Source organism: Mucilaginibacter sp. (assembly GCF_036383575.1).
Classification (GTDB): domain Bacteria; phylum Bacteroidota; class Bacteroidia; order Sphingobacteriales; family Sphingobacteriaceae; genus Mucilaginibacter.
The window spans coordinates 1-18331 of sequence record NZ_DASVOB010000112.1; the positions used below are offsets into that span (position 1 = coordinate 1).

An 18331-nucleotide genomic window follows, 5' to 3' on the forward strand; every position below is an offset into this window, starting at 1 on the left:
CGGTCATTACCACGCCGGTAAGCTTATTTCCTTTTTGTTTTAATAAGGCGATAGATGCAGGGACGGCCTCTTTACTGTAGGTTTTGATCTCCCATTTACCGCTCAGATCGGCGGTTGGGGCCACATCTTTACCTGGCTCAACAAAGCGATAGGTTTTTCCGTATTCGGCTTTAAAAGGTAATGAGTTACCTCTAAAACCAGGTACCAAACTACGGTACTCGCCGGTTAAAGAGCCATCATCCTCCACTTTTGCAACCAGGGCCGCATCATAGGTATTCATTTTAATGTATACCGAATCCTGGCCGATGGATTTTACATGAAAATCGTCGCGGCGGGAGCCGTTGATGAGGGTAAATGTAGCATGCTCGGCGTCCTTACCTTTCAATTCGAAATTGAACGGCACTTTTGATTCGCTCACTGTAAATTCGCCGCGCCATTTTCCCTCTTTTATAAACCTGGGCTTAGGGCCATCATGGGCAGAGGCTACAGCAGCGCCACCAAGTAAAAGACTAACCGATAGTAGTTTAGCTTTGGATAAGTAGTTTGTAATTTTCATTTGTATAAGTTTAAATTGTTGTTAATTGATACATAGCGTGCTAAAAATTTGGCACAAAGAATCCTGCCCGGCCTGGTTAAGGCCAATAATAAAAGGCAATAAAATCTCAGGGAACCGGCTTTTTAAAACCAGAAGGTGTACTGAACCAAACAACAACATCGTTTAATGGCTGCCGGTTGCACGTAGAAATACGGATACTTTAATGTGTTCATGGTTTTTAGTTAATTTATATTCCGGCGGCGTAATTGCTATCGGAAAAAGTTTAGCACTTATTTCAGGTTCCTGAAAAGTTGCTATAAGATCATCGAGACTTCCTCTCCCTTATTCTTTATAAATCAACTAATTAATGGTGGGGTTAATTAGAATGCTGTAAAGATAGTAACAAATATGATAAATACAATAAAATCCATAGATTTAGTAGAATATTTTTTAATTACATCCTATTTATTTCATTAAAGCCTTAAAAGGTGTTTAAATCTTATTGTTTTTTTATTGTAGAGACGCATCACATGCGTCTCCTTTAGGACAAGCAAACTGCCAGGTAGTAACCATACAGGCAAATCACTTTTAATACTAATTAAACAGGAGGCACCTACGGAGCCAAAAAATGTTATTGCTTTGCTGTAAACATGGTACTCCTACGGAGTTAGAAAGCTGTTTGAAAACTCCGTAGGAGTACCATGTTTATAGGAAAAAACAGAAGCTTATGGCTCCGTTAGGTGCCTCCTTTCTAAAGCATTTTCCCCAAATAACAATAATGATTTACCTACGAAGACGCATGTGATGCGTCTTCTACATGAAAATGTTTTAAATCCAATTCAAACTTCTTCTTATCTTGTAAACGATCAACATCCTGGTCTGTACAGCACACGCCTGTTTTACCACCATAGCAAAGCAACGCACTTAGTACAGCCAGGATGTTGATCTTATTTCAGGATCAATTTTCCGGGATAAAAGCGCGAATTAACAACAATGGTAATTACAGAAAAGGATGCCACCATTCTGTACGCGGGCTTTAGTGATAAAATTCAATTTCGGTTTCATGGTATTTGTTTGTGTAACCAGGTTTAAGCAAGCGGAGTTTTCCTCAACCCTTTGCTCCCGTTTAACAGTTCAATTTGGTGGCTAATGAGCTGTTAAACTTTTTAGTGTTTGTTATCGATAGATTTCGCTTAGTCTAAGTCGTAAGTTCTAAGTATAAAAATAGAAAAACTGAATCTGACCTATGACTTTCGACTTAGTACTATTTTACAGGAATGCTGAACTCAACATCCTCGGGCGGCAAACATTGCTTGTTACTGCATACCATATAGTTCAGGGTACCATTAACTGATGCCTGCCCGTTTTTAAGCTTTACTTTTTGCTGAAATATAACCGATTGCTCAAAGTACTGCACATTCATGCTGAATGCTTTTTCATACTTGCTAACAGCTTTAGGCTCTGTTGTGTTACCGTTTAATGTATAGTCGTCACTTTTATCAAACCTGAATGAGGTTTTTACCGGGCCGCCATCCGCAACGTTTTGCGAGTAAATATGCCAGCCCTTATCAATAGTTGCTTTTATAAATACAACTGCCTGCTCTTTATCGATCTTCTTTGCTCCGTACGACCATTTTACGGGCGCCAGGATCTGCGAATAAGAAACTGTGCTGATTACGGTAGTTAAAGCTGCAAGTATTAGTTTTTTCATTTGGTGTGATATACTGATGATGTTGTTTTGTTTGATCGCTTAACTTGTAAATAATTAGCGGCAACAACACAGATCTGTATAGCAGGTGGTTTTATATATTTTCATGAGTAAACAGGTTTTCATCTCTTTTTTGTTTTCATATCCAATAAAACTTACCAGAAAAAGAGCCGTGGAGATATTTATATAAACCTGTAGCATCTCTTATCTTTCTCCTTTGCAGGAGCAGGAATTAGCACCTTTTACATATGGTATTGTACAGGTTGCCAAGACTTCATGGGGCCTTTCCCTCCGTCTTTTCTGGATAAGTATTAAAGAACTGATGATGCAAACATACAATTAAATCTATAATTCCTATAGATTTAATATAATTTTATTTCTTATCATTGCAACACAGGTGTTAACCATTGAAAAGCACCACCAATCAATCTTTAAAACACTTATTAATTATCTAAATGCCCGATCAAAAACCAAAACAAACAGCCCTTGGCGATGTAGCCGCCAGGCAGTTGGCCGTAGCCACCCGTACCGTTCCCCAATTATCAACCATTACCCCGCGTTGGTTAACACATTTATTAAACTGGATCCCTGTTGAGTCAGGCGTTTACCGCTTAAACAAGGTTGTTGATGCCAATAATGTGGAAGTGGATTGCTCCAACCGTGATGAGCGTGAATTGCCGTCAACTTATGTTGATTATGAGGAAAACCCGAGAGAGTACAACCTGAGCGCTGTAAACACCGTATTGGATGTGCACACCCGTGTATCTGACCTTTACAGTAAACCTTACAACCAGATCAGCGAGCAGTTACGCCTTACCATTGAGATTGTTAAAGAACGCCAGGAAAGTGAACTGATCAACAATACCGAGTACGGTTTGCTAAGCAGTGTAGCCCCATCACAAAAAATAAAAACAAGGCTCGGTCCTCCTACCCCTGATGACCTGGATGAACTGATCACCAAAGTTTGGAAAGAGCCCGGATTTTTCCTGCTGCACCCTTTAGCTATAGCTGCTTTTGGTCGTGAATGTACCCGCCGCGGTGTACCACCGCCAACAGTTTCTTTATTTGGTTCGCAGTTTATTACCTGGAGAGGCATCCCGCTTATCCCATCTGATAAATTACCTATCGTCAATAACAAATCTAAAATTATCCTTTTACGCACCGGCGAAAGCAGACAAGGCGTAGTTGGCTTGTTCCAGCCAGGTTTACCAGGCGAACAATCACCAGGCTTATCTGTGCGGTTTATGGGCATCAATAATAAAGCTATTGCCTCATACCTGGTATCGCTTTATTGCTCATTAGCTGTATTGGTTGATGATGCTATAGCTGTTTTAGAGGATGTTGATTTAGGTAACTATTATGAGTACAAATATTAATCCGGACAACCTGCCCAACCTTCAGGAACTGGAACAACTGGCCAACCAGTTTTTCAAAGCCGGACCGGGAGGTATTGTAAATCAATTACCGGTTCAGCAAGCTCCTGAGGCTTTTCCGTTGCCGGGCAGTATAGCTGATGCAGGTTCATTTAATCCGCATCAGCATGCAGATGCGCCTGCTACTTCTATTCCTTCAAGTACTATTGGCGGTGGCGGCGTTTCGCCATCGGCCATTAACCAGCATAATGCTATCAACCTGAAGGATCCGCAAACCAGCTTCGCGGATCCTAATTTAAGTGCACATGCTAACGCTTCGGAGCCTGTTCAGCATAACCCGGTTAATGCTTTTGGCGCGCAATTGCCCTCGAAGCCTGGCTTCGGTTATGATTCATATCTGGTAAAAACAGATCTGATACCCGATGTGGATTTAAAGCAAAATTTCAAAGTTGAGCAGCTTTCAACCGCTCCTGAAAACCTGCTTCATTTGCCTTATCAACAGGACCAGGGTTTTGAAGCAGACTTAAAGAAGATATTAAGTAACATTAATACCTCAGGTCCTTCAAATGCTTTACCGTTTACGGGCGCACCTGTAGCAACCGAAATTCCTTTTTATTTTTTATCGGATAACCATGGTTTGCCAGCGGTAAAATCCGACAGGGAAAAGGTTAAGCAGGTTGGTATCAGCGGTATTATCAGTCCGCCCTTTGATGTAAATATTGTAAGGCGGGATTTCCCGATATTACAGGAGCAGGTGAATGGTAGACAACTTGTATGGTTAGACAATGCAGCTACTACTCAAAAGCCGAAACAGGTAATTGACCGCATCACTTATTTTTACGAGCACGAAAATTCAAACATCCATCGTGCCGCTCATGAACTGGCGGCAAGGGCCACCGATGCTTACGAGGGGGCACGCAAAAAAGTGCAAATCTTCCTTAACGCAGGCTCTATAAACGAGATCATTTTTGTACGCGGAGCTACCGAAGCTATCAACCTGGTAGCCAAAAGCTGGGGCGAACAAAACCTGGTTGCAGGCGACGAGATTGTTGTAAGCCAGCTGGAACATCATGCCAACATTGTTCCATGGCAGCAACTGGCCGCCAAAAAAGGGTTAAAAATCAGGGTGATCCCTGTTGATGACGACGGGCAGATCATACTTGATGAGTATGTAAAACTGCTTGGCCCTAAAACCAAACTGGTTTCATTTACGCAAGTATCAAATGCATTGGGTACGGTTACACCGGCAGCACAAATTGTTCACCTGGCACATTTGGCAGGGGCTAAAGTATTGGTTGACGGGGCTCAATCCGTATCGCACATGCCGGTTGATGTACAGGCTTTAAATGCTGATTGGTTTGTGTTTTCCGGTCATAAGGTATTCGGGCCTACGGGCATCGGTGTACTTTATGGTAAAGAAGACTTGCTAAACCAAACCCAGCCATGGCAGGGTGGCGGCAACATGATCAAGGATGTAACTTTCGAGTACACCCAATACCATGATGCTCCTGGCAGATTCGAAGCCGGAACAGGTAATATTGCCGATGCCGTTGGCCTTGGCGCGGCTATCGACTATGTAACCCGCCTGGGCATGCCCCTCATTGCTCAATATGAGCATTACCTGCTTGTTTATGCAACCCAATTGTTAAAAGAGGTGAAAGGGATCCGGCTAATTGGCACTGCGCCTGAAAAGGCCAGTGTTTTATCATTTGTGCTGGATGGTTACAAAACCGAAGAGGTAGGCGCAGCATTAAATCAACAAGGTATCGCGGTACGTTCGGGCCATCATTGTGCCCAGCCTATTCTGCGCCGATTTGGTGTTGAAGCCACGGTGCGGCCTTCACTGGCGTTCTATAATACCTGTGCTGAAATTGATTTACTGGTAAACACGCTTCACAGTCTTAAACGATAAACCACCACAATGAAAGACGATAAGCTTGATAGTTTTATACAACTGCTTTATCAAACCCATAAAGCCGAATGGGAGGCAACACCAAAGATCAGACAGTGCGTTGGCTGGCTGTCTGATCTTTTTGAATTTCTATTTCCGAACAATCATGCCAACAAGTTATCCATATATGGCGGTCACTTAAAAAAGAACCAGATCGACCTGGAAAACATCTTGCTAAGTTACCTCGATCCAAAAGATCTTGATATTGAAGGGGCGGTGATTGCATTTTATGATTCGTTGAATGAAATTTATCAGCACTTGCGGCATGATGCGTCCATGATCTACGAAAAGGACCCGGCGGCTACCAGTGTGCATGAGGTAATTGTATCTTATCCCGGTTTTTTTGCCATCGCCGTTTACCGTATAGCCCATCAGCTTACCCGGCTATCTATACCTATTTTACCGAGGATCTTATCTGAACATGCACACGGTAAAACCGGTGTGGATATCCACCCTAAAGCAGAGATCGCCGTACCTTTTTGTATTGATCATGGTACCGGCATAGTTATAGGTGCAACCAGCATTATCGGTAAAAATGTAACTATATACCAAGGGGTAACACTGGGTGCAGCCCAGGTAAGCAAAGATCTATCCGAAACCAAACGCCATCCTACGGTTGAGGATAACGTAGTAATTTATGCGCGCAGCACCATTTTAGGCGGCCGAACGGTGATTGGCCATCATAGCGTAATTGGCGGCAGCGTGTTTTTAACAAAAAGCGTTCAACCTTACTCGCATGTGTTTAATACACATCAGTTAAGAATAGAGGTAAAAGAAGGCTTGCAATAATTTTTTAAAATATGGTTTCCAAACTTAATTCATCGGAGATAATCCATTTTCTGCTGATACTTTTAATTATCCTGATACCGGCAAGATTATTGGGCGAACTGTGCCGCAGATATAAACTACCAGCTATTATCGGCGAGATCTTCGCAGGCATCATTGTTGGCCCTACCCTGCTTGGGGCCCTATCTCCTGATCTTTTTAAAAATGTTTTTTTATCTACCCCGCATGCTTTTGAAGCGTTTGATGGTATCGCCACTATCGGCATCATTTTACTCATGTTCATTGCCGGGTTTGAGGTAGACCTGAAACAGATCAGGCAGAATGGGAAACAGGCCATCAGTATCAGTTTAACGGGAATTATATTTCCTTTTGCTATAGGGTTCGGAGCAGTATGGTTCCTGTATCAAAGTCATTTTGCCAATGGTTTTAATAACCAACTGGTTACCTCATTATTTTTCGGAACAGCACTTTCAATCACGGCCCTTTCGGTGATCACTAAGATCCTGCTTGATCTGGATATCCTGAACACACGCATAGGCAACATTGTACTTACGGCCGCCATGGTTGATGATTTCCTGGGCTGGATCTTATTCTCCGTTATCATCCAACTCATGAACGTTGGTAAAGGCGAGGCCTCTTTTTGGGCGGTGAGTATAGTTATCATTTATGCTGTTTTCATGTTAACCGGCGGGCGCTGGCTCATTCATAAACTACTGGCATTTGCCGGTAAAGGCGAAAAACCGGGCAGGGTACTTACTATGGCCGTTTGCCTTTGCCTTATCAGCGCATGCATTACCGAAGGACTTGGCGTACGCGGCATATTCGGCGCTTTCCTGGTTGGTGTAGGCATCAATGATTCTAAATATTTTACAGAGAAGCATAAACATGTATTGCATCAATTCACCATTAATGTATTAGCTCCGTTATTTTTTGCCTCAGTTGGGTTAAGGTTGAATTTCATAGCCAATTTTAATCTCGAGGTTGTAGTGATCATCCTGGTTATAGCCTGTCTTGCAAAACTCATTGGAGCCGGAATAGGCAGCGCAATGAGCGGCATGAGCAAAAATGAATCGATAGCCGTCGCCTTCGGCATGAATGCAAGGGGATCGCAGGAAATTGTTTTAGGATTACTGGCACTACAAGCCAAGATCATCAGCGAGCCTGTATTTGAAGGATTAGTGGTGATGACCGTGGTTACCATGATCATATCGGGACCAATTATGAAGCATTACTTTTTAAAGGAACAACAGGTGCAGTTGGAAGCCGAACCTGTTGTTTGATGAATTAGAGCTATTCTGCTTTCTATTACTTAAATACATTTTAAAAATAACGGGGCTGTCATGATTTGACAGCCCCGTCTCAATTATATTAAAATTTGATTCGGCGACTATTTAGTAACCGTTGTTTTGCGGATATGGAGTACCCGATAATATATTGTTAATCAAACTTTGCGGAATTGGCCTCCTCGTATGATAAGCCTGAATATTGGGTGCACCAAGCGCATTATACATTTTTACGCGCCTTACCAATTGTTGGGTCCGCACCAGGTCATACCAGCGGCGGGGATCGCCATAAAGTTCGCGGCTGTACTCCTCTAAAATTAAGTCCATGCCGCAAAGTGTTGAACCCGAAGTGGTATTAGGAACAGAAAGCTGGGCCAGTTGCGCTGGTGTTAAAGCCATTGCGGCAGCGTTAGTAGCGTTGTCAGCACCCATAGAAGCTGCTGTTACGCTAAATTTGTTTTTAGGGATGAAAAGCCCGTCAGCTGGTGTACGGTAAGCTGCCCGTTGCCTGATCGTATTCAATGACGCAGCTGCATTAGTGGTATTACCCAGCATATAATTGGCTTCTGCATTCATCAGGTAAACTTCCGAAAAACGCATTAACACAATTGGCCTGCTCGAAAAATCGAGGATCCCGGTACGCAGCGGGTCATCATACTTTTTCACTGTTGGAAAAACCGTATTGTTGTATTGTTTTTGGGTAACGATCAAACCTTTGAAAGCATCCCGGCGGGCCATAGTTACATCCTCCGTTGTCATCAGGATGGCGGTATCACCATCTAAGGGCGGCTGATAAGCGGTTAAGGAAACATTGGATGCCGGGGTCAAAACACCTTTTGAACCGCCTGTACTGGTTGTACCCGCAGCCGCTTTTGTATTGCAGATCCAGAAGGTTTGGAAGGTAGCATCAAAGCGGGTGTCATGAACCTGGTCGGCAAAAGCCACCTGCATAGTGTAAGGTACGTTAGGTGCAAGGCGTACATAAGGACGACCGCCATAAACATCACGGAGCATCCCTGTTTTCGCGCTCATCTTTTGAGGAACAGCATCGATCCCCGCGATATTATCTATTCCGGTTGAAACGTAGTTAAAGCGTGCCAGTACATAAAGCTGATTGATGCCATATCCACCTGATCCCTGTTGCGTATATCCGGAATAGGTAGGATCTGTTATACCATAATCAATGGCAAACATATTTTCCTTGCCATAATCATTAATTGGTTTATGGGCGTCGTTATAATCCTGCCACAAATCCAGGCCATAAGTACCTTTATTGTTGATCAATGCCGCAGTCAGGTCGGCAGCCTTTTGGAAGTCGCTGCTTTGCTTGGCTTCTGTGTATCCCCTGGTTAAGTAAGCTTTTGCCAGGAAAGCATTGGCAACGGCGGCTGTTGCCGTTTTGCCAACACCTCCTGCCGAAAAAGGATTTGAACTGGTAATGGTATTAGGCAATGTTGCTGCCGCATCGGTAAAATCCTGAATGATCAGGTTGTAGATGTCAGCCAGCTGAGCCGGCGCATCTGCCGTTGTTGCCTGGGTGATAAAAGTTGTATGCAACGGGATCCCGCTTTTCTGCGTAGCTGTAAGTCCGCCGTAGGTTTGCACCAGGTAAAAATACAGGAAGCCCCGAAGAAACTTAGCCTGCCCAACATATTGTGTTCTGGCAGTAGCGTCGGTAATTGACGATGCGTATTGTAAAACGCCGTTTAAGGTGTTAATATCCACATACAAACCGGTTAAATCGGGCGTATTTGATGAATTTATGCCGTTGTATGAATTTAGTATCGGGGGATTGGTTCCGGCGCTGCCACCGGGAATATTTTCATCCGTTCCATTGTAAAAGAACACGATGCCTTCACCCGAAAAAGAGCCTCGCAAATCGTTGTACACACCAGTAACCGCTGCCTGAACGCCGGCTGCCGTACCAAAATAACTTGGGTACAGCTGTGCCCGTGGGGTTTCTATCAGTGTTTTTTTACAGCTGCTGGCTGCCGTTAATACTGCTGCTGCAGCAATAATAAAGCTGGTTTTATTAAATATTTTCATAGCTGCTTTCTGAATTAAAATCTTGCATTAATACCCAAAATGAAATCGCGTGTTTGTTCTCCCGCACTGATGCCTACACCGCGATACGGAAAGTTGCTCGCGTTGTTAGGATTGTACCCCCCGATATTGCCGCTTGCCGATACTGAAGCCGGGGCAAGGTTATAAACCGATTCAGGATCGGTCACAGAAAAACTGTGTTTCATGATAGGAGCATAAATAACAAACGGATTAGTGACGTTAGCATACACCCTTAGCGAGGTCATACCCAGTTTCTTCACTATTCCACCCGGAATGTTGTAGCCTAAATTGATGCTCTTAGCCCTGATGAACGAACCGTCATAGTATTGCAGTGTTGAATAGTAGCTGCCTTGTTTCTGAGCGTTGGGCTCAGGAAATGCGTTGGTAGCGTTGCCTGGTGTCCAGTAGTCGATAACCGGTTGGTTATGGCGGCCCGAGTTTAGGAACTGCCAGCCATTTGTGCCTGAGTCAGATGACGAAACATAAGGCACAACGGTTGTAAACTTCATCCTGCCCTGGATAACAATGCTCAGATCAAAGCCATTATAACTAAACCTGTTGGTTAAGCCAAATGTATATTGAGGCTGAAAATTGCCAATGATCTGGTTGTCCTGAAAGTTAATTTTTCCATCGCCGTTAAGGTCCCGAACTTTGATCTGACCGGGTTTAGCACCGTAAACAGCAGCTTGCGCAGCTTCGCTGGCTTGCCAGATGCCTATTTTCTTCACATCATAAATTACGCTTAGCGGCTGCCCTACAAATTCTCCTGCATCAATATTCTGCAATGCGCCGTTCGGCAGGGAAACGATATGCTCACGGCTGAAAGCCATGTTATAATCAGTTGACCAGGTAAAACCACCCAGGTTGCGGATGTTGAGGCTGCTCAGTGTAATTTCAAGGCCTTTATTGGCAGAGATACCCAGGTTTGAAATTTGTGAAGAGGCACCATTGGTTACTGGTAACTGGTTTGGCAAAATAATTCCTGTGGTTCTTTGTTTATAAACTTCAATTGAACCGGTAAGGCGGTTTTTTAACAGGGCAAAATCCAAAGCGATGTTATAATCGCTGGTTCTTTGCCAGGTAAGGTTTTGGTTAACCAGTGTGGTTACGCGTACGCCTTGTGCATCGCCCGCCGTTACACCGCCATACTGATATTTTGATGAGCTTAGCTGGCCTAAAGTATTATATGGGCCGATACTGTTTGTGGTAGAAGTTTGACCATAACCTGCACGCAATTTCAGGTTATCAATAAAATCATACCGTTTCATGAATTTTTCATTGCTGATAACCCAGCCTAAACCAATGGATGGATAGGTTGTGCGCTGATGCCCGGGAGACAACGCCGAGTTAGCATCGGAACGGATGGTAGCGGTAACGTTATAACGCTGATCAAACGCATAATTAAGGCGGCCAACCCATGATACCAGGCCCTGCTCGGTATATGAACCGCCTACAGAAGTGATGGTACTTGCCAAACCAAGATTGGTGTTCCGGTTGGCATCAGACGGGATACCGGTTGCGTTGATATTTGAATTTTCGTTGTGCTGAAATTCTGAGGTAAAACCAGCTACAAAGTTAATGGAATGCTTTCCGCCAAACGTGTTATCGTAGGTCAGCAAGTGTTCCTGCGCTAAGCGATACTGATAATTGTTGGTCGTGCTTGCATTGGTTTTAGCGATGCTCACGATATCCGCACCGTTTATGCCATTATAAGTTCCCTGCAGTGATTGCGAAAAGTTATAATTTACGGTATAACGATACTTTAAATGATCAACCGGAGAAATCTCCGCATAGGCAATGTCGTTGTTAATAAACCCGCGGGTATAATTGTAATACTGATCAGGAGAACGACCGGGGATTAAAGGGTTTATCGCCGTGGCATCAATCTGCCCAACCTGTGGTAAAATATTTAAAGATCCATCGGCATTATAAGGGTAGGTCAACGGACTCATATACTGTGCATTGCCAAGTTGATTTCCGCCGCCGGCATTAATTAGGCGCAATGTGGTCAACGTAGTTAATCCGAATTTGATAACCTTGTTTATCTTATGATCGATAGATGCATTTAACGAGATACGTTTGGTATCGTTGTTTGGCTCCAGGGCGGTATTTACACGATAACCGGCACCAACCGTAAACTGGGTCCTTTCACTTCCACCAGAAACTCTTAAACTCTGATCCCAAACCATAGCCGGCTTGATGAGCAACTTAGCCCAATTGGTACTTACACCTTCATTCAGGGCCTGTAGCTCTGTCGAAGTTAATGCGTTGGGATTGGTAGTACCGCTGCCCTGAGCTACAGCACCGGCAAGTGCATCGTCCTGAAGCTGTGCAAACTGTTTACCGTTTAGTAATTGCAGTTTTCCTTCAAGCCGGCTTGTACCTACGTAAGAGTCATAGGCAGTAACTGTTTGCCCTACACGGCCCCTGTTGGTAGTGATCAAAAGCACACCGCCCGAGGCACGTGAACCGTAAATAGCTGTTGCCGAAGCTCCTTTCAACACATCAACGCTTTTAATATCATTGGGGTTGATGTTTTCGATGAAGTTATAATATGGCTGCCCGTCTAAAACAACCAGGGGCTGATCTGCCGTGGTGCTACCTATAGTACGGCTACCACGGATAGTAATTGCGGGCCCGCTGCTGCCATTAACCACATCAAGGCCTGCTACGCGGCCTTTCATTTGTTCAAAAACGTTGGCTGAAGGAATTTCCTGTAATGCTTTGGCACTTACAGTAGCTATTGTTCCGGTTACATCCTGCTTTTTTAAAGTTCCGTAACCTACTACGACCACTTCATTCAGGTTACTGGAATTTTTCACCATCGTAATAGTTCCTAAATTTGTCGATCCGGATGCGATTGCTTTTTCATAATCAGTGTAACCGACAAAAGAGATGGTGATCTTACGCGTGGTAGCCGGAGCATTCAGCGTAAAATCGCCGCTTGCATTTGTGGTAGTAGCAGTTGTAGTGCCCGTTACTTTTACGGTGGCACCTGCCAGCGCTTCTCCTTTTTCGTCAACCACCTTGCCACGCAAGGCGATGTTTTGTGCAAAAAGAGAGAAGGAATATAAATTAACTGATACGATGACCAGGATAATTTTCCAAAATTTAATGAGTTGAAGTTTTTGCATATCAACAAGAAATAATGATTTAATAATTATTGGTTAGTACTTACTAATTGCAGCGGGGTTAACTGCATCTGTATACCCGGCTTATGTTTGCTTTTTGATCATATTATATTGGTTTAATATTGGTTTCTTTTTTAAAATTCCTCTCAGGGAATCAGGCATTTTATTATGAGCAATGAGCCGGAATATCAATGCAATCGATTGCATTTTTTGACATAGTAATTCCCATGATCAAATGACCACTGTATTAAAATTCCCGGAGCAACTATTAAATTGGTTTAAAATTTAATTGGTGTGTTTATCGACATGACATCTATAAACACCGTAAAGTTCTGTAATTGATGTTTATTGCGATAGTTGATATTACCAAAAAGCATACGACAAATGTTCAAAAACAAGATATTCAGCTACTAAAAGCCGAAAGCGGAACGCATAAAGCCAAAATCTAACAATCTAATTTTCAACTACATAATACAATAGCATATAAAATCTTCAACAAACTTTAAATCTTTCGCTTGAACTGTTCCCTTAAAATTATAAGCAGCCCTCTGTATATCACACAGCGGGCTGCTTGGCAATGATTATTTCTTCAATGTTTCCGGCGGACCCAGGTAACTTGGTTTTTCGCCGCCCAGGTCAATGACCAATTTTTGAAGCACGATGCCTGGCTGTACCATCCAATACTTCAGCGTATGTTTTCCGGGCGCTAAAATATGATGGGCAGATTTTTTGATGATGATATTGTCTGCCACCCAGCCCCGCCAAACGTTCACGTCTTTATAAGTATTAATAGTGATGATCTGTGGTTTCTCGTCATCAACAGAAATGGCATATTGCAGCCCCTCCTCTTCATTGTGAAAATTAAGTGTGGGCGAAAAATATGCCGCTACCCGGACCTCGCCGCTGTCATAGCTGTAAAAGTCATATTCAGTATGCGGATTATTAAGCCCCGGTTGTTGTGTAGCTGCGGTAACCGGAAAAGGACTGATCCCCGAACCTGTCCTGCCTATATCAGGTATAATTTTCCACGTAATATCACCAGAATTAACAGCCTTGCTGAAATGTTCCGCCTCTATAGCAACATAGCCGTCCTTTTCAAAAAACACATGTACTTTTGTGTTCGAAGGTATCAGCGGCTCGGCGGTTTTAACGGCACCGGTTACAACTGTTTTATTTTCGGCAGAAGCATCCGCTGCAACATATTTCACCTCGGGCATCTTATTAACGGGCGGATCACTCCAGATCCTGTAGCCGATATGTACCTGGTCCATCATGTGGTTCCATTTACCACCGGCAAGCTCCTTATTGTATTGTAAGGAAAGTAATGAGTCATTTTTATATAACTGCTTAGCCTTATTTGCATAAGTATTGGCGATGATGTTGTTCCTGCCGGCATACCAGCGGTTCAAAGCAACTGACTGGTACATTTCATGAAGGTTGGCATTTGCTTTTAAAGGATGCAGCACCAGTTCATAAAAAGCATCACGATAAGCGCGAGGTAATGCTGCATTGACCTTCTCTGCCCTTGCCAGCAGCTCACTGAACTCATTAACCACAGTTTGTGCTTCACCATAATTTTCAATGCTATATGTGTTGGCGTCCACCAGTTCCGGTTTGCGCCTCGCTGCGTACCGGGCATAAAGCCGCATAATGTCACCTATCTCTTTGGCTTGTCCGGCGCCAAACTGGCTTTCGGCCCATCGGGTATAATAAGTATTTAAATTATCCTCGTTCCATTTGGTCGGGTTCCATGCATAATCAAGAAAGAAAGAGATGGGAAACTCCATAGGTTTGAGATCGCCCACATTAACAACCCAAACCTGTTTAACCTGGTATTCCCAGGCCAGGTGCATCTGCTCCCATACGCGGACTATATTGTTGGTGTTGATCCACTTGTAGTTACGCGGGTCGCCTACATAATCAAAGTGATAATAAATGCCGTAACCGCCGCTTCTTGGCTTATCATTTAATTTAGGAAGTTTGCGGAGATTACCCCAATTATCGTCCGACAGCAACAGGGTTACATCATCCGGTACCCTCATGCCTTTATCATAATAATCCTGCACTTCTTTGTACAGCGCCCAGATCTGCGGTGTTTGAGATGCCGGCTTTCCGGTAACATCCTGGATGATCTGGCGCTGATCATTAACAATTCGCTCCAGTAAGGTGATCGCCGTGCCTTCTGTCATGGGCTTATCGCCATCGCCACGCATGCCAATGGTAACCAGGCTTTCATGCTTGCCCATATTTACGATACCCTGCCGCCAGAAACTTCGTAAAAGAGAATCATTCTTTTCATAATCCCAGGCCCCTTTGCCGTACCTTTTCCATTCCTGCTGTGCGCGCAGCATCGGTTCATGGTGCGATGTACCCATTACAATCCCCCATTTATCTGCAAGCACCGGGTTCATCTTATCATCATCGTTGAACGCATTGTTCCACATGGCCGGCCAAAGGTAATTTGCCTTCAGCCTGAGCAACAGTTCAAACACCTTTTCGTATACCAAATGGTTAACCCCTCCAAACTTTTCCTTGGTCCACCTGGAAAAAGCCGGCGCTTCATCGTTAATGAAAACACCCCGGTATTTTACTTTAGGGGCATCCGTAAATGGTGTTTGTGCCCGCACATAAATTGCGGCCTTCTGCTTCACCGGGACATCGGCCCACCAGTACCAGGGTGAAACTCCTATTTGCTTCGACAATTCAAAAACGCCATAGGCCGCACCTCTTTTATCGCTGCCGGCAATAACTAACGCCTCATCAACTCCTTTAAAAGGGGATTTCACTACCTGTACCTGGTAACCTTCCCATTTATCTTTAAGCTTATCAACATTTATCTTTTTTGCTGAGATCAATTGCTGTATTAATTTTGAACGTCCAATCGTCCCGATAATGATGAGGCTTTTTGCCGAACCGATGGACGATAACAAAACGGGTTTATGACCGCTCACCATCTGAATATCTCCCGCAAATAAATTGGCAGTAATCTGTATCAAAGGGTCATCTTCCCTATCATAGATGATGGTAGCTGTATGCCCGCTGGCAACCACCGGAAATGCCCCGGCAACCTGATTATCTGAAATAATAGTTTGCGCTAGAAGCGTACAGGGCAGCAAGCTGTACAGCAAAAGAAGTAGTTTTTTCATTGAGATATAAATAATTGAGATATGCGCTTTTTTTATGACAATACAAGCCTTATCGGATCAATTGACCCGATACCCGGCAGGCCGACACTTATTTACCGGCCGATAAGAAGAATTTCTGGGGATAAAAAATAGATAAACTGGGAGGTCTCCAAGACCCATTACCGGCATTGAGATGCCAGATAAAACTATTTTACTGTACATATTCAGGAAATTGGTGTTAATCTTCTCCGGTGTGTTTTAAATACGAGAAAATCTTGGCCCTAAAGTACAGGGATGAATAAGGTTAGGTGTTGTTGATTGTTGAAGCTTATGCACCAAATGTTTAATAGTAGTGTTTTTGGGGGAAGATTACACACCTGGGCCTTTAAAAGCACTGTATCGGTCCTATAAAGCTTCCTGTGCTACCTGGCGATCTTTCCGTTTTAAATTCTGATACTCAGATGGCAGCATGTTATATTTAGCTTTGAACTTGTTTGAAAACCAGCTGGGGGTTCCGAAGCCGGTCATATATGCGATCTGGGCCACATTATAATCGCTTTTTTCCAGCAAGATCACAGCCTTATCCAATTTCACCGACCGGATATATTCAAGCGGAGTTAACCCGGTAAGCTCCAGTAGTTTTGTATAAAGCGACCCGCGGCTCATACCCACATGTCGGCTCAATTCCTCAACTGATAACTCCGGGTCGTTTAATTTATCTTCGATATACCTGACAATATTGTTCAGCAATTTGGCATCGCCCGATTCGATCTCAATATCGTTACCGCACACATGGATCTGTTTGGAATAGGTATCTTTCAGCGTGCGGTTAAGCATTAACAGGTTTTTTATTTTGGCATTCAGGATCTCGAAATTAAAGGGCTTGGTCAGGTAATCGTTAGCGCCCGTTTCCAGCCCTTTAAGTTGCTCTTCTTCTCCGGTTAACGCCGTAAGCAGGATAACCGGGATGTGGGTAGTACGTTTATCGGATTTAATTTTTTTGCTTAGGTCGATGCCGTTCATTTCCGGCATACTGATATCACTAACGATCAACTGCGGATGGCAAGAGAGTGCTTTTTGCCAGCCTTCTTTACCATTGGCTGCCTCCACTACGTTGTAAAGTGCCTTGAGGTTATCTTTTAGATAATACCTCATCTCTTCATTATCCTCCACCAGCAAAACAGTCGGAAGCCGGGCAGAAACCTCAGTCGCGACCTCTTCCGATGCAGTTATCTCTGATACGGTATCCTCTTCGGGGCGTTCACTGTTCTTAAGTGCTTCCGATTCATCCATAGCCGGCAATGTGGTTACCGGCAAGTTAACTGTGAACACACTTCCCTTTCCCGGCGTACTTGCGACAGAGATGGTTCCGCCATGTAATTCAACAAATTCACGGGTTATCGAAAGCCCGATGCCGCTCCCCTGGTTAAGGATGGAAACGGCATTTTCGTATTGATAAAACCGCTCAAAGATCTTCTGCTGAATTTCGACCGGGATCCCCGCACCGTTATCAATAACCTCCAGGCGAAGTGCGCATTTTTCGCCGGCAATGCTGGTTTCATCGCAGGCTACGTTGAGCGATACCGCCCCGCCTTCCCCGGTAAATTTGAAAGCATTAGACAGGAGGTTAAAAATTATCCGCTCAATCTTATCATGATCAAATGCTACTAACAAGTGTTCGGGTTCAGCATTCAAGCGGAAATCAATCTTTTTACGTTCCGATAAGTCTCTAAATGAATCCGCTGCTTCTTTGATGAACGCGATCATATCTCCTGGAACAAGGTTTAGTCTGAGTTCCTGCTCTTCCATCTTCCGGAAATCGAGTAGCTGGTTCACCAAGTTTAATAATCTCCTGGCATTCCTCTTCATCACATGCACCTGACCGGAAATGGCAGGATCTATCGGTGCCGACAATAATTTATCAGCAGGTGCCAGGATCAATGAAATAGGTGTCCGGAACTCATGACTAAGGTTGGTGAGGAATTTGATCTTCAGCAAATCAAGTTCGTGCAACTTTTCTGATTCTCTACGCTCCTGCTCTATCAGTTGTTTTGCTTTCTCCTTCTCCTGTTCATGAGCAAACTGCATCCTTATTTTCCGGATGCCCCGGTGCCTGATATAAAGCAACAGGCACAATACAATCAGTACGTAAACTATATACGCGTAAACCGTGCGCCATAATGGAGGTCGTACCTCAATTTGGATGGTAGTAACCCTGTCGTTCCAGGTACCGTCATTATTGCTGGCCCTTACCTGGAAAGTATAGTTCCCCGGGTCAATGTTGGTATAATAGGCAATTTTTGAAGCACCAACAAAGTTCCATTCTTTGTCACACCCAATCAGTTTATATGAATATTTATTTTGCTGCGGAGTGG

At 43.8% G+C, this 18331-nt stretch carries 10 protein-coding genes and 2 riboswitches; of the genes, 4 read left to right on the forward strand and 6 right to left on the reverse strand.

Translation table 11 applies throughout. The annotated features are described in order from the left end of the window. Both VF500_RS04225 and VF500_RS04230 read right to left on the reverse strand, forming a co-directional pair. Positions 1 to 556 (reverse strand): hypothetical protein (locus tag VF500_RS04225; protein WP_330858476.1); only part of this gene is annotated, 556 nt, incomplete at its 3' end. Positions 557 to 779: 223 nt separating this feature from the next. After that, positions 780 to 893, reverse strand: a riboswitch (SAM riboswitch). A 906-nt stretch (positions 894 to 1799) separates the two neighbouring features. Continuing rightward, positions 1800 to 2246 carry a protein-disulfide reductase DsbD domain-containing protein gene (locus VF500_RS04230; protein ID WP_330858478.1) on the reverse strand — a complete coding sequence of 149 codons (447 nt, stop codon included), beginning with the start codon at positions 2244 to 2246 and terminating at the stop codon, positions 1800 to 1802. 198 nt (positions 2247 to 2444) lie between these two features. Next, positions 2445 to 2554, reverse strand: a riboswitch (SAM riboswitch). A 144-nt stretch (positions 2555 to 2698) separates the two neighbouring features. On the opposite strand from VF500_RS04230, the gene VF500_RS04235 reads away from it, so the two are divergent. From VF500_RS04235 to VF500_RS04250, 4 genes are read left to right on the forward strand one after another with little or no spacing between them, the layout of a single operon-like run. Further along, on the forward strand, positions 2699 to 3619 hold the full coding sequence (locus VF500_RS04235; protein WP_121228816.1) for a family 2A encapsulin nanocompartment shell protein: 921 nt from the start codon (positions 2699 to 2701) through the stop codon (positions 3617 to 3619). Beyond that, entirely contained in the window at positions 3603 to 5528 is a 1926-nt protein-coding gene (locus tag VF500_RS04240) for a family 2A encapsulin nanocompartment cargo protein cysteine desulfurase (protein WP_330858479.1), read from the forward strand. Before VF500_RS04235 ends, VF500_RS04240 begins: the two co-directional genes overlap by 17 nt. A 9-nt stretch (positions 5529 to 5537) precedes the next feature. Continuing rightward, positions 5538 to 6356, forward strand: a complete 819-nt coding sequence (locus VF500_RS04245) for a serine acetyltransferase (protein WP_330858480.1) — start codon at positions 5538 to 5540, stop codon at positions 6354 to 6356. Positions 6357 to 6367: 11 nt separating this feature from the next. Beyond that, positions 6368 to 7633 (forward strand): cation:proton antiporter, encoded by a 1266-nt coding sequence (locus VF500_RS04250; protein WP_330858482.1) that lies wholly within the window; start codon positions 6368 to 6370, stop codon positions 7631 to 7633. A 111-nt stretch (positions 7634 to 7744) separates the two neighbouring features. Here VF500_RS04250 and VF500_RS04255 read toward each other — a convergent pair whose 3' ends face one another. The 4 genes from VF500_RS04255 to VF500_RS04270 all read right to left on the reverse strand — a co-directional run. Continuing rightward, entirely contained in the window at positions 7745 to 9682 is a 1938-nt protein-coding gene (locus tag VF500_RS04255) for a RagB/SusD family nutrient uptake outer membrane protein (RefSeq protein WP_330858484.1), read from the reverse strand. Positions 9683 to 9696: 14 nt separating this feature from the next. Further along, positions 9697 to 12834, reverse strand: a complete 3138-nt coding sequence (locus VF500_RS04260) for a SusC/RagA family TonB-linked outer membrane protein (protein WP_330858485.1) — start codon at positions 12832 to 12834, stop codon at positions 9697 to 9699. A 578-nt stretch (positions 12835 to 13412) separates the two neighbouring features. Then, the gene (locus VF500_RS04265) at positions 13413 to 15977 is read right to left on the reverse strand and encodes a glycosyl hydrolase 115 family protein (protein WP_330858487.1); all 2565 of its coding nucleotides are present in this window, start codon (positions 15975 to 15977) and stop codon (positions 13413 to 13415) included. A gap of 384 nt (positions 15978 to 16361) precedes the next feature. Next, positions 16362 to 18331 (reverse strand): hybrid sensor histidine kinase/response regulator transcription factor (locus VF500_RS04270; RefSeq protein ID WP_330858488.1); only part of this gene is annotated, 1970 nt, incomplete at its 5' end.